26 protein-coding genes are annotated in these 23,247 nt (G+C 69.1%); 10 read left to right on the forward strand and 16 right to left on the reverse strand.

Annotation, left to right across the window (positions count from 1 at the left end; all coding sequences use genetic code 11):
• Window positions 1-4 precede the first annotated feature (4 nt).
• A complete protein-coding gene (gene rimP / locus OM513_RS00930; protein ID WP_264942268.1) occupies window positions 5-547 on the reverse strand; it encodes a ribosome maturation protein RimP in 543 nt (180 codons plus the stop codon).
• 408 nt (window positions 548-955) lie between these two features.
• On the opposite strand from rimP, the gene OM513_RS00935 reads away from it, so the two are divergent.
• The 3 genes from OM513_RS00935 to OM513_RS00945 all read left to right on the forward strand — a co-directional run bounded on the left by OM513_RS00935 (window position 956) and on the right by OM513_RS00945 (window position 3,807).
• Window positions 956-1,294: a P-II family nitrogen regulator gene (locus OM513_RS00935; protein WP_264942269.1), complete on the forward strand. Its 339-nt coding sequence runs from the start codon at window positions 956-958 to the stop codon at window positions 1,292-1,294.
• A gap of 14 nt (window positions 1,295-1,308) precedes the next feature.
• Entirely contained in the window at window positions 1,309-2,760 is a 1,452-nt protein-coding gene (locus tag OM513_RS00940; RefSeq protein WP_264942270.1) for an ammonium transporter, read from the forward strand.
• 195 nt (window positions 2,761-2,955) lie between these two features.
• Window positions 2,956-3,807 carry a hypothetical protein gene (locus OM513_RS00945; protein ID WP_264942271.1) on the forward strand — a complete coding sequence of 284 codons (852 nt, stop codon included), beginning with the start codon at window positions 2,956-2,958 and terminating at the stop codon, window positions 3,805-3,807.
• Between the two features lie 10 nt (window positions 3,808-3,817).
• Here OM513_RS00945 and OM513_RS00950 read toward each other — a convergent pair whose 3' ends face one another.
• Both OM513_RS00950 and OM513_RS00955 read right to left on the reverse strand, forming a co-directional pair.
• On the reverse strand, window positions 3,818-5,407 hold the full coding sequence (locus OM513_RS00950; protein WP_264942272.1) for a GMC family oxidoreductase: 1,590 nt from the start codon (window positions 5,405-5,407) through the stop codon (window positions 3,818-3,820).
• Entirely contained in the window at window positions 5,341-6,303 is a 963-nt protein-coding gene (locus OM513_RS00955) for a sterol desaturase family protein (RefSeq protein WP_264942273.1), read from the reverse strand. Before OM513_RS00955 ends, OM513_RS00950 begins: the two co-directional genes overlap by 67 nt.
• Window positions 6,304-6,478: 175 nt before the next feature.
• Here OM513_RS00955 and OM513_RS00960 point away from each other — a divergent pair, with 175 nt between their 5' ends.
• Together OM513_RS00960 and OM513_RS00965 are read left to right on the forward strand one after the other, a co-directional pair.
• Window positions 6,479-7,090, forward strand: a complete 612-nt coding sequence (locus OM513_RS00960) for a TetR/AcrR family transcriptional regulator (protein WP_264942274.1) — start codon at window positions 6,479-6,481, stop codon at window positions 7,088-7,090.
• A 17-nt stretch (window positions 7,091-7,107) separates the two neighbouring features.
• Window positions 7,108-7,551: a copper chaperone PCu(A)C gene (locus OM513_RS00965; RefSeq protein ID WP_264942275.1), complete on the forward strand. Its 444-nt coding sequence runs from the start codon at window positions 7,108-7,110 to the stop codon at window positions 7,549-7,551.
• Here OM513_RS00965 and OM513_RS00970 read toward each other — a convergent pair.
• The 4 genes from OM513_RS00970 to recQ are packed head-to-tail and all read right to left on the reverse strand — an operon-like array spanning window position 7,520 to window position 10,601.
• The gene (locus tag OM513_RS00970; protein ID WP_264942276.1) at window positions 7,520-7,885 is read right to left on the reverse strand and encodes a hypothetical protein; all 366 of its coding nucleotides are present in this window, start codon (window positions 7,883-7,885) and stop codon (window positions 7,520-7,522) included. The two genes, OM513_RS00965 and OM513_RS00970, sit on opposite strands and share 32 nt — an antisense overlap.
• An 11-nt stretch (window positions 7,886-7,896) precedes the next feature.
• Window positions 7,897-8,325, reverse strand: coding sequence for a TIGR01244 family sulfur transferase (locus tag OM513_RS00975; RefSeq protein ID WP_264942277.1), 429 nt, complete (start codon window positions 8,323-8,325; stop codon window positions 7,897-7,899).
• A 12-nt stretch (window positions 8,326-8,337) separates the two neighbouring features.
• Complete coding sequence (locus OM513_RS00980; protein WP_264942278.1) at window positions 8,338-8,814, reverse strand: hypothetical protein; 477 nt, start codon at window positions 8,812-8,814, stop codon at window positions 8,338-8,340.
• Complete coding sequence (gene recQ, locus OM513_RS00985) at window positions 8,814-10,601, reverse strand: DNA helicase RecQ (RefSeq protein WP_264942279.1); 1,788 nt, start codon at window positions 10,599-10,601, stop codon at window positions 8,814-8,816. The genes OM513_RS00980 and recQ overlap by 1 nt, the downstream gene beginning before the upstream one ends.
• A 41-nt stretch (window positions 10,602-10,642) precedes the next feature.
• Here recQ and OM513_RS00990 point away from each other — a divergent pair, with 41 nt between their 5' ends.
• On the forward strand, window positions 10,643-10,918 hold the full coding sequence (locus tag OM513_RS00990; protein WP_264942280.1) for a GNAT family N-acetyltransferase: 276 nt from the start codon (window positions 10,643-10,645) through the stop codon (window positions 10,916-10,918).
• 73 nt (window positions 10,919-10,991) lie between these two features.
• Complete coding sequence (locus tag OM513_RS00995) at window positions 10,992-12,452, forward strand: helicase HerA domain-containing protein (protein WP_264943005.1); 1,461 nt, start codon at window positions 10,992-10,994, stop codon at window positions 12,450-12,452.
• A 67-nt stretch (window positions 12,453-12,519) separates the two neighbouring features.
• Here OM513_RS00995 and OM513_RS01000 read toward each other — a convergent pair whose 3' ends face one another.
• From OM513_RS01000 to OM513_RS01010, 3 genes are read right to left on the reverse strand one after another with little or no spacing between them, the layout of a single operon-like run.
• On the reverse strand, window positions 12,520-13,017 hold the full coding sequence (locus tag OM513_RS01000; protein WP_264942281.1) for a hypothetical protein: 498 nt from the start codon (window positions 13,015-13,017) through the stop codon (window positions 12,520-12,522).
• 6 nt (window positions 13,018-13,023) lie between these two features.
• Window positions 13,024-14,028 (reverse strand): alpha/beta fold hydrolase, encoded by a 1,005-nt coding sequence (locus tag OM513_RS01005; protein ID WP_264942282.1) that lies wholly within the window; start codon window positions 14,026-14,028, stop codon window positions 13,024-13,026.
• 14 nt (window positions 14,029-14,042) lie between these two features.
• Window positions 14,043-15,866: an ABCB family ABC transporter ATP-binding protein/permease gene (locus OM513_RS01010; RefSeq protein WP_264942283.1), complete on the reverse strand. Its 1,824-nt coding sequence runs from the start codon at window positions 15,864-15,866 to the stop codon at window positions 14,043-14,045.
• 167 nt (window positions 15,867-16,033) lie between these two features.
• On the opposite strand from OM513_RS01010, the gene OM513_RS01015 reads away from it, so the two are divergent.
• Window positions 16,034-16,411 (forward strand): hypothetical protein, encoded by a 378-nt coding sequence (locus tag OM513_RS01015; RefSeq protein ID WP_264942284.1) that lies wholly within the window; start codon window positions 16,034-16,036, stop codon window positions 16,409-16,411.
• Between the two features lie 7 nt (window positions 16,412-16,418).
• On the opposite strand, the gene OM513_RS01020 is transcribed toward OM513_RS01015, so the two are convergent.
• The 6 genes from OM513_RS01020 to OM513_RS01045 all read right to left on the reverse strand — a co-directional run bounded on the left by OM513_RS01020 (window position 16,419) and on the right by OM513_RS01045 (window position 21,708).
• Window positions 16,419-16,634 carry a hypothetical protein gene (locus OM513_RS01020; protein WP_264942285.1) on the reverse strand — a complete coding sequence of 72 codons (216 nt, stop codon included), beginning with the start codon at window positions 16,632-16,634 and terminating at the stop codon, window positions 16,419-16,421.
• Window positions 16,635-16,703: 69 nt separating this feature from the next.
• Complete coding sequence (locus tag OM513_RS01025; protein WP_264942286.1) at window positions 16,704-17,672, reverse strand: phytoene/squalene synthase family protein; 969 nt, start codon at window positions 17,670-17,672, stop codon at window positions 16,704-16,706.
• Window positions 17,669-18,250, reverse strand: coding sequence for an LOG family protein (locus tag OM513_RS01030; RefSeq protein WP_264942287.1), 582 nt, complete (start codon window positions 18,248-18,250; stop codon window positions 17,669-17,671). Before OM513_RS01030 ends, OM513_RS01025 begins: the two co-directional genes overlap by 4 nt.
• A gap of 42 nt (window positions 18,251-18,292) precedes the next feature.
• Window positions 18,293-19,771, reverse strand: a complete 1,479-nt coding sequence (locus tag OM513_RS01035; RefSeq protein ID WP_264942288.1) for a phytoene desaturase — start codon at window positions 19,769-19,771, stop codon at window positions 18,293-18,295.
• A complete protein-coding gene (gene crtY, locus OM513_RS01040; protein ID WP_264942289.1) occupies window positions 19,768-20,931 on the reverse strand; it encodes a lycopene beta-cyclase CrtY in 1,164 nt (387 codons plus the stop codon). Before crtY ends, OM513_RS01035 begins: the two co-directional genes overlap by 4 nt.
• 162 nt (window positions 20,932-21,093) lie before the next feature.
• Window positions 21,094-21,708: a glutathione S-transferase N-terminal domain-containing protein gene (locus tag OM513_RS01045; RefSeq protein WP_264942290.1), complete on the reverse strand. Its 615-nt coding sequence runs from the start codon at window positions 21,706-21,708 to the stop codon at window positions 21,094-21,096.
• A 66-nt stretch (window positions 21,709-21,774) separates the two neighbouring features.
• On the opposite strand from OM513_RS01045, the gene OM513_RS01050 reads away from it, so the two are divergent.
• Window positions 21,775-22,392, forward strand: a complete 618-nt coding sequence (locus OM513_RS01050; protein ID WP_264942291.1) for a TetR/AcrR family transcriptional regulator — start codon at window positions 21,775-21,777, stop codon at window positions 22,390-22,392.
• A gap of 126 nt (window positions 22,393-22,518) precedes the next feature.
• The gene (locus tag OM513_RS01055) at window positions 22,519-23,238 is read left to right on the forward strand and encodes a sterol desaturase family protein (RefSeq protein WP_264943006.1); all 720 of its coding nucleotides are present in this window, start codon (window positions 22,519-22,521) and stop codon (window positions 23,236-23,238) included.
• Window positions 23,239-23,247 lie beyond the last annotated feature (9 nt).

Below are 23,247 nucleotides of genomic sequence, written 5' to 3' on the forward strand. Positions count from 1 at the left end.
GTCCCTATCCTTCCACTTCGATGATCTTGTCGGCGCCCTCTGCGGAGAGCGGCGCGGTTGCGGCGATAAGCTTGTCGGTCATGGCGAGCTTCGCGTCCTCGACCAGGTCGAACGGCACCAGATGACGCGCGCCCAGCGCGTCGACGATCGCGATATCGCGCCCCTCCACGCCCGCCAGATCGCCCTTGAACTGTTTGCGGCCGTCCAGCTTCTCGGCGAGCGTGATGCGCGCCTCATGCCCCGTCCAGTCCGCGAAGTCCTGGAGGCGGGTCAGCGGACGGTCGATCCCCGGCGAGCTGACCTCGAGGCGATAGGCATGATCGATCGGATCGCGGCCCGCGGCCTCCAGCGCGTCGAATGCGTCGGAGATGCGGCGCGACAGATCGGCGCAATCGTCGATGGTGAGCTGGCGCGTGTCGGGCCGCTCCGCCATCACCTGCAGCGTCGGATCGCTCTGGCCGCCGAACATCTTCACGCGCACGAGCGCGAAGCCGAGCGCCTTGGCCTCGGGTTCGATGATCGCGGTCAGTGCGGCGATGTCCGCCATGCGTGCCTTTCGGGTTCCGTACAGATGCAATGCCTCGCTGGCGCCGGAGCCCTGGGGCGCCCGGCCTCAACATGTTTGACGATGTCGAGAAAGCAGGCGCGATATACGCGCGGCCGCCGCCCGGCACAAGAGGACAGAATCGCTTCGCAACCGCGGGCCGGACGGCGCCCGGCAGCCCCCTTCACCCCCGCCCGCGCCCGCCCCGCCCGGTGCCCGCGAAAGATGCTGCGCTTGCGAACGAAAAGTGAATCAAGCTGCCCGATTTTTAAGCACGCATTCGCAACTGCACAAAAATTTACCTTTGCGTAATATTTGGTTGCGCCGGAAGCCCCCGGAATCGCGCGATTCTTTCCTCTGGCACGGCCTTTGCTGCAGATGCCCCGGGACAACCACCAACGAGGGGGCGAAATGAAGCTGATCATCGCCATCATCAAACCGTTCAAGCTGGACGATGTTCGCGAGGCCCTGACCGGGGTCGGCATCACCGGCATGACGGTTTCTGAGGTCAAGGGGTTCGGCCGCCAGAAGGGCCAGACCGAAATCTATCGCGGCGCCGAATACAGCACCAACATGGTGCCGAAGATCAAGATCGAGGTGGTGTGCGGCGCCGGCCTCGTCGATCGCGCGGTGGAGGCGATCCAGGCCGCCGCAAGCACCGGCGCCATCGGCGACGGCAAGATTTTCGTCCTCGAAGTCGGTCAGGCCGTCCGCATCCGCACGGGCGAGACCGACGAGACGGCGCTGTGAGCAAGGGGGTTATGATGAAGCACGGACTGAAGATAGCCGCGGGGGCCACGGTGGCCCTGCTCGCGGCATTTCCTGCCTGGGCGAACGTGGCGGATGCCGCCAGCGCCGTAGCCGATGCAGCGCCTGCCGCTGCCGCAGCCACCGTCGTTCCCGACGACACGATGGTCAACAAGGGCGACGTGGCCTGGATGCTCGTCTCGGCGGCCTTCGTCCTGATGATGTCGGTTCCGGGCCTGGCGCTGTTCTACGGCGGCCTGGTGCGCACCAAGAACATGCTGTCGGTGCTGATGCAGGTGCTGACGATCGTCTGCGTCGCGGGCCTCGTCTGGTGCGCCTGGGGCTATTCGATGGCCTTCACCAACGGCGGCGATCTCAATTCCTTCGTCGGCGGCTTCTCCAAGGTGCTGCTGAAGGGCGTTGACGCCAACACCTTCGCGGCCACCTTCTCCAACGGCGTCTATCTGCCGGAGACGGTGTTCGTCGTCTTCCAGATGACGTTCGCGATGATCACCCCGGCGCTGATCGTCGGCGCCTTTGCGGAGCGGGTGAAGTTCACCCCGCTGATCATCTTCGTGGTCGCGTGGCTGACGCTCGTCTATTTCCCGATGGCCCACATGGTGTGGTACTGGCCGGGACCGGACTTCCTGTCGACCATGCCGGGCGATTTCGGCCTGCTGTGGGGCTGGGGCGCTCTGGACTTCGCGGGCGGCACCGTGGTGCACATCAACGCGGGCATCGCCGGCCTGGTGGGCTGCATCGTGATCGGCAAGCGCACCGGCTACAAGTCGGAGCCGATGGCCCCGCACTCGCTGACCATGACCATGATCGGCGCCTCGCTGCTGTGGGTGGGCTGGTTCGGCTTCAACGCCGGTTCCAACCTCGAATCGAACAAGTTCGCCGCGCTTGCCTTCATCAACACCATGGTGGCCACCGCCGCCGCGGGCGCGATGTGGGCGATCATCGAGCAGATCGTGCACAAGAAGCCGTCGCTGCTGGGTGCGGCCTCGGGCGTCGTGGCCGGCCTGGTCGCGATCACCCCGGCCGCGGGCTTCGCCCATCCGATGACCGCGATCGTTCTCGGCGCCGTCGCCTCGATCGGCTGCTTCTTCTTCGTCACCACGGTGAAGAACGCACTGAAGTATGACGACACGCTCGACGTGTTCGGCGTCCACTGCGTCGGCGGCATCATCGGCGCGATCGGCACCGCCATCGTCGCCAATCCGGACTTCGGCGGCCAGGGCTTCATGGACTTCACCGTGATCCCCGCCGTGGCCGGCAAGTATGACATGATGGCGCAGATCTGGACCCAGGCGAAGGCTGTGGGCGTCACGCTGGCGCTCTCAGGCGGCGTGTCGCTCGTCCTGTTCCTGCTGCTCAAGTACACCGTCGGCATCCGTCCGAGCGTGGAAGTCGAGATGGAAGGTCTCGACATCAACGCGCACGGCGAGCGTGCCTACAACTACTGACAAGCTCGGGCGCCGCATCCCTTCTCTCTCCTCGGGGCGCGGCGCCCCACCCAGGTTCCTCCTGCGGACGACTTGGCCGGTGCGAAAGCGCCGGCCTTTTTTTGTTCCTCAGCAATATTGGCAAATTGCCAGCTTGATTCCCGCTATCCTCTGATATTCAATAGCGAGACTTCGTTGTCCTAGGGGGGAGAGGACATGAAAGAAAAAGCGCCTTGGCCGACACTTGTCGCCGTCGCGACGCTGATCACATATGCGATCGGCTTCTTCATCTACTTGCGCGATGCGGTTATATTCCTGTGGAAGGCGCTTGCACTGGACGAGACCGAACCTACCACCGCGATGGTTACGGCCGGCGTGCTGATGATTGGAAGCGCGATCTTCGGGCTATTGCTAGGGCCGGCCACCCGCTCCTATCGCGAATGGAAGCGTCAGCGAGAGGCGAGGAAGCTCGGCCAAGCCTATCAGCCGCCCCGCAAGCGCAGGCTGCCGCGGATCCTTCTCATAGCGCTGGCGCTGACCGGCACGGCGGTTGCCGCGGTCGGGCTGGCAGGCGGGCCGGACAAGGTCCTTGAACTGCTACGCGGTCTCTTTTCCGGCTCAGGTAACGATCCCGGAACAGTACCCCTCGACGGCGCTCCCACAGTATGGTCGAGCTGTGCGGGCGCCCGGGAGACCTATCGCGGCGTCGCGGCCCGGCGCACGCCATCCACACCCGCGGGCACATGGAAGGGCACCGCCACCTGGCTCCGGGGCACCCAGACATGGACATTCAGCGGCCGGACGATCAGTCTTACCGGCGGCTATCAGGGCAAGTGGGAACAACGCGGAAAGGACCACCGGCTGGTCGTCCGCTTCGGCGGCGGCACCGTATTCGAGGCGCAGATGGTCGGCGAGATGCTCTGCGGCCTGCGCTATAGTCCGGACGGGGACAATGTGCCGGACGGCAGCTTCGTTCTGACGCTGGCCGGCCGCACGCCAGCTGACCGCGCGCGCGAGCCAGAGAGCATTCCCGAGTGGGTCAAGGAGGTGTTTGAGAACGAGCTCTAGCCCGCCCCGCTCACCCCAGGTCCTCGCGCAAGAACGCTGCGCAGCGTTCGCCGATCATGATGCTGGGCGCATTGGTGTTGCCGCCCACCAGCCGCGGCATCACCGAGGCATCGGCGACATAGAGCCCCTCCACCCCGCGCACGCGCAGCCGCGGATCGCATACCGCGCCATCGTCCGATCCCATCCGCGCCGTGCCCACCGGATGATAGACGGTGTCGGCGCGCGCGCGGATCAGACGTTCCAGCGCGGCATCGTCGGCCAGATCGATCGGATAGCGGTCCCGCCCCTTATAGTCCGTCATCGGCGGGGTCTCCAGGATGCGGTACATCGCCCGCACGCCGCGCTTCAGGGTCTCCATGTCGCGCGGATCGCTCAGGAAATGCGGGTCGATCACCGGCGCGTCGTGCGGATCGAGCGAGCGCAGCCGCACCGTGCCCCGGCTTTCGGGCCGCAGCACGCAGGCGTGGCAACTGAAGCCATGGCCCTTCACCGCAGCGCGCCCATGGTCCTCCACGATCGCGATCAGGAAGTGGAGCTGGATATCCGGCCGCGACAGCGCGGGATCGGTGGTGATGAACCCGCCGCCCTCGGCATAGGGGGTGGTCATCGGCCCCTTCCGCGTCGTCATCCAGCGCGCGATGTTGCCCAGCGACTTCAGGCTGCCCGCCAGGCTGCGCCCCAGGAAGAAGCTGCCCTGCGTCTCGAACGCGGCGACATAGTCGATATGATCCTGCAGCCCCTCGCCCACCTCGGGCCGGTCGACGCGCACCGCCAGGCCCAGCTCGCCCAGATGCGCGCCCGGGCCGATGCCGGAGAGCATCAGCAACTGCGGCGTCTGGAACGCCCCCGCCGCCATCACCACCGCGCGCCGCGCACGGATCACCCGCGCCGCGCCGTCGCGCTGATAGGCGACGCCCCACACGCGCCCGTCCTCGAACAGCACGCGCTCGGTCAGCGCGTCGGTCAGCACGGTCAGATTCTCGCGCCGCCCCGCCTCACCGCCCAGATAGGCGCGCGCCGCGCTCCAGCGCTCGCCGTTGCGCTGGGTCACCTGATAGATGCCCACGCCTTCCTGGCGCGCGCCGTTGAAATCCTCGTTCACCGGGATCTGCAGGCTGGCCGCCGCCTCGACAAAGGCGCGGGTGCCGCCATGGGCATAATCCTGGTCGCTGACCCACAGCGGCCCATCCGCGCCATGATATTCGCCGGCACCGCGAACGTTGTGCTCGGCGCGGCGGAACCACGGCAGCACGTCTTCCCAGCCCCAGCCGGTGCAGCCGAGCGCGGCCCATTCGTCATAGTCCTGGTGATGGCCGCGGACATAGAGCATCGCGTTGATCGCGCTCGATCCGCCCAGCCCGCGCCCGCGCGGCTGATATCCCCGGCGCCCGTCGAGCCCCGGCTGGGGCACCGTTTCGAAGCGCCAGTTGGTCTTCTCGTTCTGGAAGGGCATCATGCCGGGCATGATGGTCTTCAGGCCGTTGTTGCGCCCGCCGGCCTCCAGCAGCGCGACGGTGTAGCGTCCGTCCTCGCTCAGGCGGCCCGCTGCGGCGCTTCCCCCGGATCCTCCGCCGATGACGACGATGTCGGCTTCTTCCACTCGGTCCCCCGCTCCCCGCGCGCCTGCCAGCGCGCCTTGATTATCTCCGATGTATCCCGGCTGCCGTCATGGCTCCACCCCGGCGGCTTCGCCATATAGTTCCACTTCGCGACGATCCCGGGTGCCTTCCACACATCCTTCGCGATCCCCACCCATTCATGGAACGCGGCCCAGATCAGGTTGAAGCTGCCCAGATCCTTGACGATGCCGTAGCGCGGCCGGTCGTCCGCCCGTTCCGGCTCGAAGGTGCCGAACATCCGGTCCCAGACGATGAAGACCCCGGCATAGTTCTTGTCCAGATATCTCGGGTTGGTCGCATGGTGGACGCGGTGGTGCGACGGGGTGTTCATCACCGCCTCGAACCAGCGCGGCATGCGATCGATCACCTCGGTGTGGATCCAGAACTGATAGATCAGGTTCAGCCCCGCGACGAAGAACACCATCGCCGGATGGAAGCCGATCAGGAACAGCGGGATGCGGAAGACGAAGGCCAGGCTGATGAAGCCGGTCCAGGTCTGCCGCAGCGCGGTGGACAGGTTATAGTGCTGGCTGGAATGGTGGATGACGTGGCTGGCCCAGAACCAGCGCACGCGATGCGCCGAGCGATGGAAGACATAATAGGCCAGATCGTCGATCACGAAGGCCGCGACGAACCAATACCATTGCCAGCCGATGTCGAAGAGCCGGAACTGCCACAGCCACATCGCCATGACATAGACGATGCCCGCGGTGATCCCGCCGGCGATCGTGCTGCCCAGCCCCAGCGCGAGCGACGTCAGCGTGTCCTTCGGGCAATAGGCCCGCCGGTCCTTCGCCCAGGCATAGAGCATCTCTGCGAATACGAGCAGGACGAAGGCGGGAATCGCATAGTCGACGGGGTTGGGAAGGCGCGGCATCGGCGCTTGCTTACATCATTGTAGGTAAGCTGTCATCCGGCAGGATGCGGATGCGCGCGGCGGATGCGTGCGGCCTTCCGGGCCCCCCCCAGCCGGGAACCGGAAGGGGTCATTGACTCACTTGATTGAATGATCAATCAAGTAGCATGCCCAATTTCCGGAAGCCGATTCGCCGATGAACCGCCCAGCCCGCAGCGCGCGCGATCGCATCGTCGAGGCGGCGATGGAGCTGTTCTGGGAGAAGGGGTATAATTCGACCTCCGTCTCCGACATCCTCAGCCGCACCCAGCTCAACTCGGGCAGCCTCTATCATGCCTTCCCGGGCAAGCAGGACATATTGATCGCGGTGCTGGAGGCCTATCGCGAGGGGCTGCACCCGATGCTGCTCGCGCCTGCGTGGGAGGGGGTGGAAGATCCGATCGAGCGGATCTTCGCGCTGCTCGCCGCCTATCGCGGGCTGATCCTGCAGACCGACTGCACCTATGGCTGCCCCATCGGCAGCCTGGCGCTGGAGCTGCACGAGGCGGACCCCGCGGTGCGCGAGCTGCTGGCCGCCAACTTCTCCGGATGGACCGCGGCGATCGAACAGTGCCTGGGGGATGCGGGCGATCGCCTGCCGCCCGGCCTCGATCGCCGCACCCTGGCCGAATTCGTGCTGACGACGATGGAGGGCGGCGTGATGCAGGCGCGCACCCATCGCGACGTCGGCTATTTCGATCGCGGCGTTGCCGCACTGCGCCAGCATTTCGAGATGCTTCAGGCCCGGGCGCAACTCGAACGGGCCTGAACGGGGGGAGACGATCGATGCTGGGCGTTCTGCTGTCGCTTGCGCTGGCACAGGGCGCGCCGGAGATATCGGCGCCCGTGGCTGTCGCGGCACCGGCCGGTGCCGACAGCGCCGCCTATGCCGCGATCGCCGCGCCGCCGGGCGAGCGGCTGACCGGGGCGAGCTGCACCTGCGCCGCGCGCGTCGAACTGCACCGCATCGTGCGCGCGGACGGCGACATATCCATGCTGGTCGATCCCGCCTGGGACATTCCGGCCGCAGGCCTGGAAATCCGCCCGGGGAGCGACCTCCACCTGATGCTGATGGACCTGCGTCACCCGCTGGCCGAGGGCGCGCCGGTGGAGATCGTGCTGCGCTTCGAAAAGGCCGGGGAGATCCGAGTCCGCTTCCATGTGACCCGGGACAGCCGCGGCTGGTGGGCCGCGAACGTCAGGCCAGCGCGTCCGGCCCCAGCCCCCTGAGCAGCACGCTGCCGAAGCGCGCCTCGCCGCTCGCCACGCGCAGCCCCTCGGGCGTCGGCCGGGCCTCCGGATGCGACAGGCGGCGGCCCGCCACGCGCGCGCCATGGACCTTCAGCAACGCGACGCTGCCGTCGCGCCCATGGACGATCGCGGCCTGCCCGTCGCTCGCCACGATCGCGCGCGCGCCTTCGAAGCCGGAAAGGATCGCCTCGGCCTCCACGATCGCCTCGGCCTCGCCGGCGATGCGCCCGCCGCCCAGCCGCAGCGCCCAGGCGGCCGCGGCGAGCATCAGGATCGCCGCCAGCGACCCGCCGAGCAGGATCAGATCCTTCACCCCCGCGCCCCTCAGGCCTTGCCCGACAGCGCGTCGAGCATCGGGCGGATACCGGTCAGGTCATATCCGGCGCGCGCGCCCTTCTCCACCAGATGCGCGGGATCGCCGCCCTTGCTCGCCGCCGCCAGCGCCCACAGGTTGCAGGAGCGCGTGCCCGACCGGCAATAGGCCAGCACCGGCCCGCCGGCCGCCTCCAGCACCGCCGCCATCGCGGTGACCTGGTTGGCCGAGAAGCCCGCGTGCGTCACCGGAATGGCGGTATAGGCCAGCCCGGCCGCCTTGGCCGCCGCCGCGATCGCGGCGCCATCGGGCTGGTCGGCCACCTCGCCATCGGGCCGGTTGTTGACGATCGCCACGAAGCCCGCGGCGGCCAGCCCGGCCACCTGCTCCGGCGCGATCTGCGGCGCCACCGATATGGTCTCGTCTATCTTGTGGATCACGCGAAGCTCCCGTCAGTCGTCCATGCCCAGCGGTTCATATTCCTTGAGCACCTTCATCACCTTGGCATCGCCGGCATATTTCTTGTTCAGCGCGGCCAGCGTCTTGTCGATTCCGGGGCACAGCTCGGCCACCGCGTCCTCGATCTGCTTGCGGCGCTGGGCGTCGAAATCGGGCTCGCCCGCCCAATGCTCGCATCCCTGGCGGCGGATCACCCATTGCTGCACCTCGGCGGGAACGCCGCGCAGTTCCGGATAATGTTCCAGGTCCACGTCGCTCAGCGGCTCGGCCGGCTTGGCGGCGGTGCTCGCGTTGGCGGGCGCGGCCTCCGCGGCGTTGACCACGGGCTCGGCGGCGTTCGCGCTGTTCGCCACCGGCGCGGGCTCCGCCAGGTTGGCGGTCAGGTTCGCCTCCGCCGCATTGTTCGCCGCGGGGGCGCCCTGGGTGCATCCCGCCAGCGCCAGCAGCGCCACCATACCGAAACTGCGCATCAATCCTCTCCCCCTGCCAGCTCAAGGCTGCCGATAACCTCCAGGAAGGCGGCACCATAGGCTTCCAGCTTGCGCGCGCCAACGCCGGGAATCCGGGCCAGCGCGTCCAGGCTGCGCGGCCGTTCTGACGCCATCGCGCGCAGCACGGCATCGTGGAAAACCACATAGGGCGGCACCGAAGCCGCCTGCGCCAGCTCGCGCCGCTTCGCCCGCAGCGCTTCGAACAGCGGATCGCCGGCCGGGTTCGCCCCGGCACCCGTGCCGCGCCCCTTGCGCCGCCGCTCGCGCTTGGGGGGCAGCACCAGCTCCACCCGCGCGCCTTCCTTCAGGATCGGCCGCGCGCCCGGCCCGAATTCCAGCCCGCCATGCGCGTTGGCGCGCAGCGCATCGCGCAGCAGCAGCGCGCGCGCCACCGGCTTGATCAGCGCCGCCTCATCGCCCTCGACGATGCCGAACACCGAGAGACTCTCGTGCCCGTTCATCAGGCTGCGCTCGCTCGACTGGCCCAGCAGGATGCTCTCGACATAGCCGGTGCCGAACATCTGCCCGGTACGGAACACGGCGGAGAGGAACTTCTGCGCCACCACCGTGGCATCCACCGCGCCCGGCGGGCTCAGGCAATTGTCGCAATTGCCGCAGGTCTCCGGCGGGTCCTCGCCAAAATGCTTCAGCAGGATGCGGCGGCGGCACCCGGCGGTCTCCACCAGCGCGCCCAGCGCGTTCAGCCGCGCGCGTTCGCCCGCATGGCGCGCGGGCTCCACCTCGGCGATCCGCTGGCGCGCGCGAGCGAAATCGTCGGCACCCCAGAACAGGTGCGCCACCGCCGGATCGCCGTCACGCCCGGCACGGCCGGTTTCCTGATAATAGGCCTCGATCGACTTGGGCAGGCCGGCATGCGCGACGAAGCGCACGTCGGGCTTATCGATCCCCATGCCGAACGCGATCGTGGCAACCACCACCGCATCCTCGCTCGCCACGAACGCCGCCTGGTTGCGGCGCCGGACGGCGGGATCGAGCCCGGCGTGATAGGCCAGCACGGTGCGCCCCGTCGCCGCCAGCTTCTCCGCCAGCGTCTCCACGCCGTTGCGCGTCTGGGCATAGACGATGCCGGGGCCGGGCTGTTCGGCGATCAGATCGATGATCTGGCGCGTCGTATTCTCGCGCGGGGTGATGGCATAGCGGATGTTGGGCCGGTCGAACCCCGCGACGATCAGCCCGTCGGCGGGAATGCCGAGCTGCTCCAATATGTCGGCCCGGGTATGCGCGTCGGCGGTGGCGGTCAGCGCCAGCCGGGGCACCTCCGGGAAGCTGTCGAGCAGCGGGCGGAGCAGGCGGTAGTCGGGGCGGAAATCATGCCCCCATTCGCTCACGCAATGCGCCTCGTCGATCGCGAACAGGCTGAGCGGCGTCTGGCGCAGCAGGTTGCGGAAGCCCTCGCCCGATGCCCGTTCGGGCGCGACATAGAGCAGATCGAGCGCGCCCGCGCGGAAGCGCTGGATCGTCTCGTCGCGGTTGTCGTCGGCGCTGGTCAGCGTCGCCGCGCGGATGCCCACCGCCTCGGCCGCGCGCAACTGATCGTGCATCAGCGCGATCAGCGGCGAGACGACCAGGCAGGTGCCCTCCATCGCCAGCGCCGGAAGCTGATAGCACAGCGATTTGCCCGCGCCCGTGGGCATCACCGCCAGCGTGTGCCGGCCCTCCAGCACGCGATCGACCACCTGGCGCTGCACCCCGCGGAAATCGACGAACCCGAAGGTGCGGTGCAGGATCTCGGCAGGATCGATCATGCGCCTCGCCTAGTGGCCCTTTCGCGTGATAGCCAGCGGCCATGGACAGCGCCCCGCACGACAATCCCGCCCGCAGCCGATTCGAGCTGGTCGAGGAGGGCCACCTTGCCCGCGCCGAATATCTGGTGTCGCGCGATGTGATCACCTTCACCCACACGATCGTTCCGCCCGAGCTGGGCGGGCGCGGCGTGGCAAGCCGGCTGATCGCCTTCGCGCTCGCCGATGCCCGCGCGCGCGGGATGAAGGTGGTGCCGCAATGCCCGTTCGTCCGTGCCTATATCGAGAAGCACCCGGAGTGGGCGGACCTGCTGGCGTAATCCCCAGCTAATCGTCCGCCCGGGCGCCACGGCGCTTGCCCCCCGCCGCTTCCCTTTGCCAAAGGCCATGACGATGACGGTGCGCGTGGACATGGGGGTGGACGGCAGGGGCGATGCCGTCGCGATGGACCTTGAGGAGCTGCTGGCCACGCGGCTGCTGGTCCAGGGCAACTCGGGCTCCGGCAAATCGCACCTGCTGCGCCGCCTGCTGGAAAAGAGCGCCGGGCAGGTGCAGCAGATCGTGATCGATCCCGAGGGCGATTTCGTCACGCTGGGGGATCGTTACGGCCATGTCGCGATCGAGGCGGCGGACTATGCCGAACGCGAGATCGCACGCTTCGCCACGCGAATCCGCGAACATCGCGCGTCGGTGGTGCTGAGCCTGGAAGGGCTGGAGGCGGAGGGGCAGATGCGTTGCGCCGCGGCCTTCCTCAACGCGTTGTTCGATGCCCCGCGCGATCATTGGTATCCCGCGCTGGTGGTGGTGGACGAGGCGCAGCTCTTCGCCCCCTCCGGCGGCGGCGAGGTGGCCGAGGAGGTGCGCCGCGCCTCGCTGTCGGCGATGACCAACCTGATGTGCCGCGGCCGCAAGCGCGGACTGGCGGGCGTTATCGCCACCCAGCGGCTGGCCAAGCTGGCCAAGAATGTCGCGGCAGAGGCGAGCAACTTCCTGATGGGCCGCACCTTCCTGGACATCGACATGGCGCGCGCCGCCGACCTGCTGGGCATGGAACGCCGCCAGGCCGAGCAGATCCGCGACCTGCAGCGCGGCGTGTTCCTGGCGCTCGGCCCGGCGATCGCGCGGCGGCCCGTGTCGGTGCAGATCGGCGCGGTCGAGACATCGGCGCGCAGCGGCAGCCCCAAGCTGGTGCCGCTGCCCCAGGCCCCGGCGGAGGACATGCGCGACCTGCTGCTGGCCCCGGCCGAGCCCGAATGGACCCCGCCCGCGCCGCCGCCGCCCCGCGTGGCCGATTCGGAGCGGCTGATCGCCAGCCTGGCCGCGCGCACCACGCTTACCCCCGAGCCCGAACGGATCGAGGAGGCGCGCGACCCGGCCGAGATCGCCACCATCGTGGCGCAGGTCCTCGCCGCGATCGTGGAGGACGCGGATTCGGCGCTGCGCACGCCACCGGGGCTCTATCAGGAGTTCCTGGTCCGCTGCCGCATGGCCGGGCTGCCACGCCCGGCGCTGGACCTTTCGGGGTTCGTCCGCCGCCTGTCCGCCGCGCGCGCAGGCATCCCCGACGATCCCGACGAGCAATGGGAACAGGCGCTCGACGTGGCGCGCGCGCTGCCCGACGACATGCTCGGCCCCTTCCTGCTCGTCGCCCGCGCGGCGCGTGAGGGCGCGCCCTGCCCGAGCGACGCGGAGATCGCGTCGAGCTATGGCACCAGCTCGCTCGGCCGCGCACGGCGGCTGATCAGCTATATCGAGGATCGCGAGCTGTTCGTGCTGCGCAGCGATCTTTCGGGAAAGCGATCGATCACCATCCCGCGCCTGGGCTGGACCACCCAGCCGGCCGAGGCGGGATAGCGCGCGCCTGGGGTCGTTTTCAGCTTCGCTGGACCGGCACCGGCCCGCTCCCTCGCCGGAACAAGCGCTATCGGCAGAGCGGCGGATCGCCCGGCGACCAGTCCGTCAGGGCGAACCCGCTCAGCTCGATCTCGTCGATCGCAAAGGGCCAGCGTTCGTAGCCGCGCCGCCCGGCCAGCACGAAGCACACCGGAACCGCCTGCCACGCCCCGCCGCGCTCGCGGATGCGCGCACGATAGCTGACCGCGCGCTCCAGCCCGTTTTCCACGATCAGCACGGTCCCGCCGTCCCCTGACCAGAGGAAGCGCAGATCCACCGCATTTGCCGCGACCGGCGGCGCGGGGATCGCTTCCACCGCGTCCCCCGTCCGCCCAGGGTCGCGCGGCCCGAGCGCAGCGGCATCATCGGGGCGCAGCGTGCCGACGCCGATCAGGCCCGGGCGCAGCGCACCATCGCCCCCTTGGGCCAGCGTCACCTGATCGCCCGCCGCCAGCACCACCGTTTGCGCCGTACAGGGCACCGGCATCGACAGCGCCAGCGCGCCGATGGCCGCGATCCGGCGCATTCCCGGCTATTCCGCCGCCGCGGCCTTCGCCGCCCGCTTGCGCGCCGGGGCAGGAGCGGGGGCGGGGGCCTGCGCTGCCAGCAGCGCGCGCAGCCATTCCTCGGTGGCGTCGACGTGGCAGACCTGGAGCATGTGCCCGCCCTCCACCAGCGTCAGCCGCCCGCCGGGGATCGCCGCCGCGGTCTTCTCCCCATGCAGTTCCGGATCGAGCAGATAGTCACCCCGGCCATAGAGGATCGCCACGGGGATCTTGAGTTCGGCATAGCGCGCCGCCTGCGCCTGCATCTCGGGCAGCGCGGTGGCGATCTCGAACACGCCCGACTGGAAGCTGGCGGGCTTGAGCGCGAGCAGCCCGCCGCCCTTCACCCCGAAATCGGCGGGCACGGGATCGGGCGAGAATGCCTGGGCGGCATTCTTCGCGCCGTTGCGCATCCCCATCGGGATGCTGAGCGTCCAGGCGATGATCGGCGCCAGCCGCGTGGGCACCATCAGCCCGCGGAACGTGTCCACCACCTTCTCGATCGGCTGGGTCAGCGGCGCGATCAGCGCCAGCGCGCTGGGCAGTTCCGGATGGCGCACGGCGATCGCCAGGCTGACGGCACCGCCCATCGAATGGCCCACCAGCACCGGCTTTTCCACGCCCAGCTTGCCCAGCGCCTCGGCGATCATGTCGGCCTGGCGGCTGATCGGCGCGCGCGGGCCGTGCAGCGTCGAATGGCCCCAGCCGGGCCGGTCGATCAGGATCACGCGATGGTCCTTCGCCATCCGATCGGCGAAGGCGTAGGTGAAGTGGCGGAGCTGGCCCATGATGCCGTGGATCATCACCAGCGGCGGCCCCTTCGCATCGGCCGGGCCCATCGCGGAATAATGGATGCGCCCGCCCTTCACGTCGATCCAGGCGCCGGTCGCGGGCAGCGCGGCGTCGATCTTGCGCACGATCCACAGCGACAGGAGCACCAGCGCCACGGCGATCGCGGCGGCGATCCCGATCACCCACAGCAGCACGCTCATCGCCCTTATCCTCCCTATTCGGCGGGAACGGGGTCCTCGCCGGCCTCGCGCTCCTGCGCCTGGCGTGCCCACATCTCGGCATAAAGACCGCGTTTGCGCAACAACTGGCTGTGCGTCCCCTGCTCGGCCACGCGCCCGCTTTCCAGCACGACGATGCGATCGGCGTTCACCACCGTCGAAAGCCGGTGCGCGATCACGATCGTGGTGCGCCCGCGCCCGATCGCCTCCAGCGTCGCCTGGATATCGGCCTCCGTCCGCGAATCGAGCGCGCTGGTGGCTTCGTCCAGGATCAGCACCGGCGGGTTCTTCACCAGCGTGCGGGCGATCGCCACGCGCTGCTTCTCGCCGCCGGAAAGCTTCAGCCCGCGCTCGCCCACGCGCGTGTCGAACCCGTCGGGCAGCGACTGGATGAACCCGGCGATGGCGGCCCCGCGCGCGGCATCGGCGATCTCGTCCTGGGTCGCGCCCTCGCGACCATAGGCGATGTTGTAGCCGATGGTGTCGTTGAACAGCACCGTATCCTGCGGAACGATGCCGATCGCGGCGCGCAGGCTGGCCTGGGTCACCTGCGCGATATCCTGCCCGTCGATGGTGATGCGCCCGCCGGTGAGATCGTAGAAGCGGAAGATCAGCCGGGCGAGCGTGGACTTGCCCGCGCCGGAGGGGCCGACCACCGCGACCGTGCTGCCCGCGGGCACGTCTATATCGATGCCCTTCAGGATCTCGCGATCCGGATCATAGGCGAAATGCACCCCTTCCAGCCGCAGATGCCCGCGTTCCACCCGCAGCGGCTGGGCGCCGGGCGCGTCCTTCACCTCGGCATTGGTATCGAGCAGGTCGAACATGCTGCCCATGTCGATCACGCCCTGGCGGATCGTGCGATAGACGAACCCCAGCATGTCGAGCGGGCGGAAGAGCTGGCTGAGCAGCGTCGATACCAGCACCACGTCGCCGGTGGTGAATTCGTGCCGCGCCCATCCGAACACCACCAGCGCCATGCCCGCGCCCAGCATCAGATTGGTGATCACCGCCTGGCCGATGTTGAGCCAGGCGAGCGAGTTCTCGCTCACCGTCGCGGCCTTGGCATAGGCGGTCACTGCGCGTTCGTATCGCGCCGCCTCGCGTTCTTCGGCGTTGAAATATTTGACCGTTTCGAAGTTGAGCAGCGAATCCACCGCATGCGCCACCGCGCCGGTATCCAGATCGTTCATCTGCTGGCGCAGCTTCGCGCGCCAGTCGGTCACCATCCGGGTAAAGCCGATGTAGACGACGACCATCGTCACCGTCCCCGCCACCAGCCACACGCCGAACCGCGTCCAGAAGATGCCGAGCACCAGCGCCAGCTCCAGGATCGTCGGCGCGATGTTGAACAGCAGGAAATACAGCATCGTATCGATGCTCTTGGTCCCGCGCTCCACCACCTTGGTGACCGCGCCCGTGCGCCGTTCCAGGTGGAACCGCAGGCTGAGCTTGTGGAGGTGGCGGAACACGTCCGCCGCCAGCCGCCGTGTCGCATCCTGGCCGACACGCTCGAACACCGCGTTGCGCAGATTGTCGAACAGCACGGTGCCCAGCCGCGCGGCGGCATAGCCGGTGACCAGCGCGACGACGAGCCACACCGCGTCGCGCGATCCCCCCGCCATCGCGTCGATCGCGCCCTGCAGCGCGAAGGGGGCGCCATAGACCTGCACCAGCTTCGACGCGACGACGAACGCCAGCGCGATCACGATGCGCGCGCGCAGCCCCGGCGCGTCCGCCGGCCACAGATAGGGGAGGAAGCGCCGGAGCGTTCCGAGCAGCGGACGCTCGGAAGTGCCGGCGGGGTTTTCGGGAGGCATGGCGCGCATTTGGGGCCGATGCCGCCCGCATGCAATGCGCGAAAACCACATCGCCGGGGCTGTCCCGCCTTGCCCGAAGCGGGACAGCCGCCTTTCGGCGCGCTGGCGAAGCCTTGCCGCTTGCGCTAGTTCCGGGAAACAGGCGGGAAACAAACGGGGCAACTGCAATGCGCAAGCTGCTGGGTGTCGCGGTCGGCGCCGCGGTGGCCGCGGGGGCGATCTGGCTCACCGGATATGTGAACCACCAGATCTTCTCCCTGGCGGCGTTCGATCCGGGCGATTTCGATTCGATCCACGCGGCGATCCAGGCGGCGCCGGACAGCGCCAAGGCGATGATCGCGGGCGGATATTTCCTGGGCGCGCTGACGGGCGGGCTGATCGCGGTGCGGATCGCGGGCGGATGGGGCTGGGCCGGCTGGATCGTGGCGGCGCTGGTGCTGGCGGGCGGGGCGGCGGCGGCATTGCTGGTGCCGCAGCCGCTGTGGATGCAGATCGCCACGGGCGTGGCACCCCTGCTGGGCGGACTGATGGTGCGCAACGCCTGAGGGGCGGTTACGCGCCCTCCGCCGCGCCATCGCCGCGGATCATCGGCAGCGACCATTGGATCTGGCTGCGCAGCATCGCCTCCAGCTCTTCGGCACCCGCGTTGTGCGCGGCGGCGCGCTTGCGCAGCAGCGCCTCCAGCAGGCTGGCGCGCGTCGGCGCGGGCGGCGGAACCGCCCGGCCCTTGGCCAATGCGCGCGATAGCTGGAGCGATAGAAGCGTCACCGGACCCGTCTTTGCTTTTCCGGTTCGTTCATGCCGCCGCGATCCTTTCGCAGCCCTTGCCGGACGCGGTTAACGCGGCCGCGTCCACAGCCCGTCGCGCGGCACGGGGGGATAGAGCGCGCGCCGCCGCAGCGCCTGGGAAAAGGCCCGGGCGATCCAGCCCAGCTTGGTCGTCGCCGGGGTGCTGACGCGCCGGTCCCAGGCATGTTCGCCGCGCGCCGCGACCTCCCCGGCAATCGCGCCATAGATGCCCGCCGCCGCCAGCACCGCCCAGGCCGATCGGAAGGGCAGCGCCGGGGTTCCCGCGCGCCCGCTGTCGCCATAGGCCGCCGCGCGATCCGCCAGCCGCCGCGCCAGTACGGCGATGCGCGGGCGGTAACGCGGGCGCATCTGCTCGCCGGGCGGGATATCCATTTCGGCCAGCCAGTCCTCGGGCAGATAGCAGCGCCCGGCCGCGTCATCGTCGTTCAGGTCGCGCGCGATGTTGCCGAGCTGGAAGGCGATGCCCAGGTCGCACGCCCGGTCCAGCGTCGCCTCATCGTCCGGCGCCACCCCCATCACCACCGCCATCATGCAGCCGACCGCGCCCGCGACGTGATAGCAATAGCGGTACAGGTCGTCCTCGTGCCGCGGCCGCCAGCCGGCGGCGTCGAGCGCGAAGCCCTCCACCAGATCGTGCGCCAGCCGGTGCGGCAGCCGGGTCTCCGCCGCCACGATGCGCAGCGCGTCGAACGCGGGATCGCCCACCACCTGCCCCGCCAGCGCCGCGGCGGTGCGCACGCGGATCGCCGCCAGCCGCGCCTCCGGATCGCTTACCCGGTGCATGCCGTGGCCATGGTCCTGCCCGTCGGCCAGATCGTCGCAGGCGCGGCACCAGGCATAGAGCAGCCACGCCCGCTCGCGCGTGGCGGGATCGAACAGCCGGCTCGCCATCGCGAAGCTCTTCGATCCCCGGGCGATCGATTCCCCCGCCGTCGCGACGATCGCTGCGCGCGAGGTGGCCGCCGGGCCGCGCGGCTCCGGCGGCGGGGGGCTCACAGATCCTCGCGCTTCATATGGATGATCGGCACCGCCGGCTGGGCGCTGGCCAGCTTGTCCAGCAGCCCTTCCAGCGTGGTATCGACGATCAGCAGCCCCTGGTGCTGCGGCCGGACGAAGCCGACGCGGCCCATATGCTCCCAGAATTCGACGAGCTTGTCGTAATAGCCCGCGATGTTGAGCAGCCCGATCGGATCGCTGTGATAGCCGAGCTGCGCCCAGCTCAGCGCCTCCCACAGCTCGTCCATCGTGCCGGTGCCCCCGGGCAGGTTGACGAAACCGTCCGCCAGATCGACGAAGCGCGCCTTGCGCTCGTGCATCGTCTGGACGACCTCCAGCGTGGTCAGCCCGCGGTGCGCTACCTCGGCATTCACCAGCGCTTCGGGGATGATGCCGATCACCTCGCCGCCCGCCTCCAGCGCCGCATCGGCCACCGCGCCCATCAGCCCCAGCCGCCCGCCGCCATAGACCAGGCCGATCCCGCGCTCCGCCAGCGTCCGCCCCACATGCCGTGCGGCCTCGATATACACCGGGTCGGCCGGGCTGGCCGATCCGCAATAGACTGCGATACGCTTCATCTTACGCTTCCCTATCGCGCTTGGCGGGGCGATTTGCCGTGCTCACTTCAAATCCTCCAGCATCAGCGCCGCCGTTGCCTTGGCGCTGCCCACCACCCCGGGGATTCCGGCGCCGGGATGCGTCCCCGCGCCGACGAAGTACAGGTTGGGGATGTGATCGTCGCGGTTGTGCGTGCGGAACCACGCGCTCTGCGTCAGGATCGGCTCCAGGCTGAAGGCCGATCCCAGATGCGCGTTCAGATCCTGGACGAAATCGTCCGGCGTATAGCTGAACCTGGTCACGATCCGCTCGTGCAGATCGGGGATCAGCCGCCGCGCCACCTCGTCCAGCACGCGCTTTTCCAGCATCGGCGCGGTTTCCGCCCAGTCGGCGGGGAACTTGCCCCGGTGCGGCACCGGCACCAGCGCGTAAAAGGCGGCATGCCCCTCCGGCGCCATGCCCGCATCGCTCGCGCTGGGATGGTGGAGGTAGATGGAGAAATCGCGGCTGAGCACGCCATTGTCGTAGATGTCGGCGAGCAGCCCCTCATAGCGCGGCCCGAACAGGATATTGTGGTGCGGGATCTCCGGAAAGGTGCCGCGCACGCCGAAATGCACCACGAACAGCGAGGGCGAGAAGCGCTTGCGCTCGATCCGGGCCGCGGTGCGCTGGGCGCTGCGCGACCCCTTCAGCAGCGTGCGATAGCTGTGGACGATGTCGGCGTTGCTCGCCACCGCGTCCACCTGGGCCGCATATCCGCTGGCGGTGCGCACGCCGGTCACGCGGTCGCCCAGCGTATCGATCGCGGTCACCGGATCGCCCAGCCGGATCTCGCCGCCCAGCCGCTCGAACAGCGCCACCATGCCGCTAACCAGCCGGTTGGTGCCGCCTTCGGCCCACCATACCCCGCCATCGCGCTCCAGCTTGTGGATCAGCGCATAAATGCTGCTGGTCTTGGTCGGATCGCCGCCCACCAGCAGCGTGTGGAAGCTGAGCGCCTGGCGCAGCTTGTCGTTCTTCACGAACGAGCAGACCATCGAATAAACCGATCGCCACGCCTGATACCGTGCCAGCGCGGGCGCGGCCTTGATCATCGACATGAAGTCGAGGAACGCGACCGAGCCCAGCTTCACATAGCCTTCCTCATAGACCCCGGCCGAATAGGCGAGGAAGCGGCGGTAGCCCTCGATATCCTCGGGATCGAGCTTGGCGATCTCCGCACGCAGCACGCGATCGTCGTTGGTATAGTCGAAGGTCGTGCCGTCGGGCCAGCTCAGCCGGTAGAAGGGCGTCACCGGGCGCAGCGTCACATCCTCACCGATGTCGCGGCCGGAAAGCTGCCACAGCTCCTTCAGCGCTTCGGGCGCGGTAAGCACGGTGGGGCCGGCATCGAAGGTGAAGCCATCGCGCTGCCAGTGATAGGCGCGGCCGCCCGGCTTGTCGCGCGCCTCGATCACCACGGTCTGCACCCCCGCGGACTGCAGCCTGATGGCGAGCGCCAGCCCGCCGAACCCGGATCCGATCACTGCCGCGCGCTTCATTTCTTCCTCCCGGCGACCGCCGCCACTGCACGGCCCACCGGCACGGGCGGCCTGCCCGCCAGCAGCCGCGCCTGATCCAGCAGCGTCGTCCGCCCGGCGTAAAAGCGCGCGATCAGCCCCGCGTCCAGCCCATAGAAGCGTTCCAGCACGCGATAGCGCTCGGCCGGCTCCGCGGCGCGGAACAACATCTTCGCCAGCATCCGGTAATAGCCGCGCCGCCGCCAGGTGCGCCTGGCGAAGCCGTGGAGCAGCGCGTTAAGCCCGGCGCCGGAAAGATCGCCCGCCTGGGCCACCAGCGCCGCGGCACGCACCGCATCGGGCAGCGAATAGCTGGTCACCGGGTGGAACAGGCCGGCGCGGGCGCCCGCCTTGGCCACCTTGTTCCCGCCCGATTGCCAATAGGCGTCGAAATCGCCGCCCATCGCCACCGGAAGCACGCCCGCTTCCTCACGCACCACCCGCTCGACATGCCATCCGCGCGCAGCCGCATAATCGCCGATGCGCGCCGCCAGCGCGGGCGCGTCGATCGCCGGATCGTCGCTGTAATAGGTATCCTCGACGAACATCCGCGTCGCCGCGAAGGGCAGGCAATAGACGAAGCGATAGCCATCGGCCTGTGGCACGGTTGCGTCCATCACGATCGGGCGGGGCATATCGTGCGCGTCCGCCAGCCGCAGCTCGCGGCCGAGGAATTTCTGCCAGCCCAGCTCCAGCAGCCCCAGGTCACCCGGGCCGCGCGCGTCGATCACGCCCTTGGCCTCGATCCGGTCGCCGTCGGCCAGCACGACCGCGGTGGGGCTGGCGGCCAGCGCCTTGCGCCGCGTCATCACCGCCTTTTCGGGCAACGCCTCTCGCAGCACCTGATCGAAGCGTTCGGATTCCACCGAATAATATTGCGCGCGCAGCGTCCGCTGCCGCGCGGGGAAGGCGACGTCATAGCCGGTCCAGCCATAGCTGATCAGCGGCGCCACCAGCCAGCGCTCCGCCGGCGCCACATCGCCCGCGAAGAACGACCAGAGATGGTTGCCGCCCAGCCGCGGCCCGGCCTCGATCACGCGGACGTCGCAATCGGGGCGCTTGCGCCTGAGCGCCAGCGCGATGAGCCCCCCCGCGAGCCCGCCCCCTACGATCGCCACGTCGCACTGGATGGTTGCCGGCATCGGCCTCGCGTAGCGGATGCGCCCGCGGGCAACAAGGGAAGCACCGTTCCGGCAGGGCAACGGCGCAAAAAATCCCCTCCCGCCGGGGAGCGGGAGGGGGAGGAAGTGGGAGCGGACCCGAGATGCGTGGGACCGGCTCCTCGGAAGATCGTGGCGGCGCGATCAGGCGGCCTTCAGCAGCGGCCATTCCCGCGCCATCGCGCGCGCCACCGAGGGGCGGCGGCGCAGCGCCTCGCGCCAGCGATGCAACACCGGCCATTCGCCGAGCGCGATCCCGGCGTGCTCGCTCCAGTTGAGCACCGCGAGCAGATAGGCGTCGGCCACGCTGAACCCGCCCTCCAGATGTTCGCGCGTCGCCAGATGCGCCGACAGCAGCTCGAACGGGCGGACGGCACGTGCGCGCCCGGCGGCGCGCGCATCCTTCCCGGCATCGCCCGCCATCAGCGGCGCGAACACGCCCTTGTGCAGCTCGGTGGCGATGAAGTTCAGCCAGGCGAGCATCCGGTAATGCGCGTCGGAGAAATGTGGCGGGGCCAGCACGCCTTCGGGCGCCAGCCCGGCGATATAGGCCAGCACCGCCGGCCCCTCGGTCAGCACGAAGCCGCCGGGCGTCTCGATCGCGGGGACATAGCCCATCGGGCTGAGCGCGGTGAAATGGCGGCCGTCCGCCAGCCGCCCGCCGGGCGGGACCGCGACATATTCGGCGTCCAGCTCGGCCTCTTCCAGCGCGATGCGCGCGGCGAGCGAGCATGCGAAGGGCCGGAAATAGAGCTTCATGGCCGGTTCTCCCCGAACTTGATTTTCTTACGATTCCGCATAAAAATAACCGGGTCAAGGAATTTTATGCGAGATCGCACAGAAAAGCGCGCGCGCGGCCGTCCGCGCGCCTTCGATCAGGACCTGGCGCTGCAGGCGGCGAGCGCGCGTTTCCGCACGCGCGGCTATTCGGCCACCTCGCTCGACGAGCTGGCCGCGGTCACCGGCGTCGCGCGGCCCAGCCTGGCGGCGGCGTTCGGCGACAAGCGCGCGCTCTATCTGGCGGCGCTCGAACGCACCTATGGCTGGCTGGAACAGAGCTTCGCCGGGTTGATCGAGGCGAAGCTGCCGCTGCGCGAGATGCTGGAGCGGATGTTCCGCTTTTCGATCAAGGTCTATCTGGACGGCGAGTTCGGCCCCTCCGGCTGCATCGCGCTCAACACCGCGGTGGCCGAGGCGGTGACCGATCCGGATATCCGCGCGATGCTCTCCCGCGTCCTCGACCTTGAGGATCGCGCGCTGCGGACGATGCTGGCCGACGCGGGCAGCCCGACGCCGGAGGCGCATGCGCACCTGGCCGTATCGGTGCTCCAGGCGCTCAGCATCCGCGCGCGCACCGGCCGCCCGCGCGAGGAGCTGGAGGCGATCGCCGCCGCCTGCGTCGACATGATCGCGGGCAAGCCGGACGGCGATTCTCAATCCTAGCCGTGGTCCCGCAGCCGGCGGAGAAGCCGCGCCGCCTGCCCGGCCGCGGCCTCGCACCGTCTATCTTTGCCGGGATGGCGTGATTCCTGCCCTCCACCATGCCATGGAGGCGCGGCGATGGCTGACGTGACGATCCCGATCCTGCTTTCGGCATTGGCGATGACGCTGATCGTCGGCGTGCGCTATCTGATCGCGAGCGGCGGCTTCGATCTTGCGACCCGGCTGCGCTGCCCCGGCCTCTATCACGGCATGGGCCGCCAGATCCGCATGGAGATCGGCTGGAGCCTCGCCAGCGCCGCGGTCTATGGCGTGCCCGCCGGGATCGTCGCCTGGGGCTGGCAGAACCGCGGCTGGACGCTGATCTACACCGACGTCCACGCCTATCCGCTCTGGTATCTGCCGCTGTCGGTGCTGCTCTACCTGCTGGCGCACGACACCTGGTTTTACTGGACGCACCGGCTGATGCACCGGCCGCGATGGTTCCGCATCGCCCATGCCGTCCACCATGCCAGCCGCCCGCCCACCGCCTGGGCGGCGATGAGCTTCCATTGGGTGGAGGCGCTGACCGGCGCGATCGTGATCCCCGCGCTGGTGTTCGCCGTGCCGATCCACGCCGCCGCGCTGGGCGTGGTGCTGACGGTGATGACCGTGATGGGCGTCACCAACCATATGGGGTGGGAGATATTCCCGCGCTGGCTGGTGCATGGCCCCGCCGGGCGATGGCTGATCACCGCGAGCCACCACCAGCGCCACCACGACCGATATCGCTGCAACTACGGCCTGTATTTCCGCTTCTGGGACCGGCTGTGCGGCACCGACGCGGGGCTGGGCGGTTTCGCGCGGTAACCATGATTT

This window comes from Sphingomonas canadensis, from assembly GCF_026013525.1.
Taxonomy (GTDB): Bacteria; Pseudomonadota; Alphaproteobacteria; order Sphingomonadales; family Sphingomonadaceae; genus Sphingomonas; species Sphingomonas canadensis.